This is a genomic window from Achromobacter sp. JD-1 (assembly GCF_038594925.1).
GTDB classification, from domain to species: Bacteria; Pseudomonadota; Gammaproteobacteria; order Burkholderiales; family Burkholderiaceae_B; genus Achromobacter; species Achromobacter spanius_C.
The window spans coordinates 1-1,925 of record NZ_JBCGCS010000069.1 but is presented as its reverse complement, the minus strand read 5'-3'; the positions used below and the strand labels follow the sequence as shown (position 1 = coordinate 1,925).

Genomic DNA, 1,925 nt, shown 5'->3' with positions numbered 1-1,925 from the left:
CCCGTCCGCTCCGTAGTGGTTATTCCCTGCTCCGTCTGGCGCGCGCGCAGTAGCTCTTGTTCCAGAAATTCCAGCGCCTTGCTCACCGCGTAGTCGTGCGCCTCGATGACTGACGGATCCTTGCCGGCCAGCGCCTGGATGCTGACGCTCTTGGGCGGTGAAAACGTCATGTCCAATGCCGCACGCGCCTCAGCATCCATCCTGATCGAGCGCGATAGTTTGACGTCAGGGCCGAAGTCACCGCGCAGTGCGCGAAGAAATTCCTCCTGCTGAATGGCGCCGGTCAATCCGAGCGCGTCAGCCGCCTTGCCTTGCCACTGGGCGGCGGTCCCGTCGCGGCTGTAGTAATCGTCCTTCTGGTCGGCGTAGTAATGCGAGGCCTTTGTGGCAGCGCTCCGATGGATCGATTTCAAAGAGATCATTAAATTTCCAGTACGCGCAGACCGCCACGCAAGGTGACGGTCCGGCGTGAAATGTTATGCGGCCATGGTCGGATCTTCGGGCAGATCCACCGCGGTCCAAGGTTGGGGACCGTCGGTGGGAGCATTGGCCATGCTCCGCGCACCGGCTCGCTTCGCTTCCACGAAAGGCGCATTGCGAATGGCGAAATTCCTCGGCTTAAGGAGGAATTTCGCGATTGGCCGATCGCCGGCGAATGCGACCCAACCAGTGAGGTCAGGCAATGTTTGAACCTGAGCGGCCGTCACGACACGTTCGATCTTTCGCTCCATGCGCTCGGTCGTGTTGGCCGTCTTTCCGGGGTTTCGGCTGTCGGAGTAGTCGGGCCGCAATACCTCGTGCTCGCCCAGTGACTTGGACATAATCTCGGCCGTTTCAAAGTCGGTCTTTGATCCGCCGAGCACCACCAGCGAGCGAAAGCTAGCCCGCAGTGTCTGCGACATCTTCTCTCCAAAAATATCGTCCATCTGCGATACGGACTGCAGGCCGGCCAGTGCGCGCCCGCCATTCTTGCGACCCTTGGTAAGGAAATCCTCGAGGCTGGCCATCTTTTCCATCGAGCCCAACTCATCGATTACGAGCCACCAGCGTCTGGCCTGGTCTTCCGGCAACGAGAGCAGCGCCGAGCAGAAGACGTCAACGAAGGCGGAGATGAGGGGCTTCATCGCCTCCTTCATGTCCTCCCGCCAAGTGATGTAAAGGCTGCCGTGGCCGTCTTCCATCCAGTCGCGGATGCTGAACTGGCCGGCGGGCATGGTGACGTGTTCTGCCAAGTATTTGGAAAGGACAAAGCGGGCACTGGTCAGGGCTTTGCTGGCCTCGGAGGAGCCGGCAAATAGCGATTCAGCCAGCGTGCCAGACAGAAAGGTGCGCAGGTCCTTGTCCGAGGCGATAGTGGTCCATCTGAAAAGCTCGTCGATTGAAGGCGTTCCCAGCTCATTGAGCTTGCGGGCAGTCTCTCGCAAAAGAAGACGAGCGTAGCCGTTCCACTCTTCAGCGTTAGCGTCCTTGCCAAGCGGGACAATTGACAGCGCCAACCGCTTCCAGTCGTAATCAGCGCGGACTTCGTTGAAGAACGACCACCCCTCTGTACGCTGGTCGTATGGGTTGAGCAGCACATCGCTTTCACGGCCGAACTTGCCGTAGAGGTCGCCGTTTGGATCGACTACGACCATGCGATCGCCCCGGCGGAGGGCTGAATAGACGAGGTTTCGTAGGAGGACAGACTTGCCGCTGCCTGTCGCGCCATTCAGAAGGATGTGGAGGTTCTCAATGCTAGTCGGCATCGGGACGCCGGCCACATCGATCTGCTGCCTGTCTCGCTCTGTGCAAACCTTCTGAAGCTTTCTAATCGGCACTGCCTCGGTGCCGCGTATGTGCTTCTTGTATCCCGCGCCGTCAAAGCCTTCTTTGGTCGAGTATTTTTTGAGCGTGAGCGAGAGTGCCAGGGCCAGAAAGAAGCCGAT

Annotated in this window: 2 protein-coding genes; both read right to left on the bottom strand. The window is 59.3% G+C overall.

Features of this window, described 5'->3' with window-relative positions; all coding sequences use genetic code 11:
• On the bottom strand, positions 1-422 hold a 422-nt coding region (gene mobF / locus WBR68_RS31220), incomplete at its 3' end, for a MobF family relaxase (protein WP_230696249.1).
• 54 nt (positions 423-476) lie between these two features.
• A partial coding sequence (locus WBR68_RS31215; RefSeq protein ID WP_230696248.1) for a type IV secretion system DNA-binding domain-containing protein occupies positions 477-1,925 on the bottom strand: 1,449 nt, incomplete at its 5' end.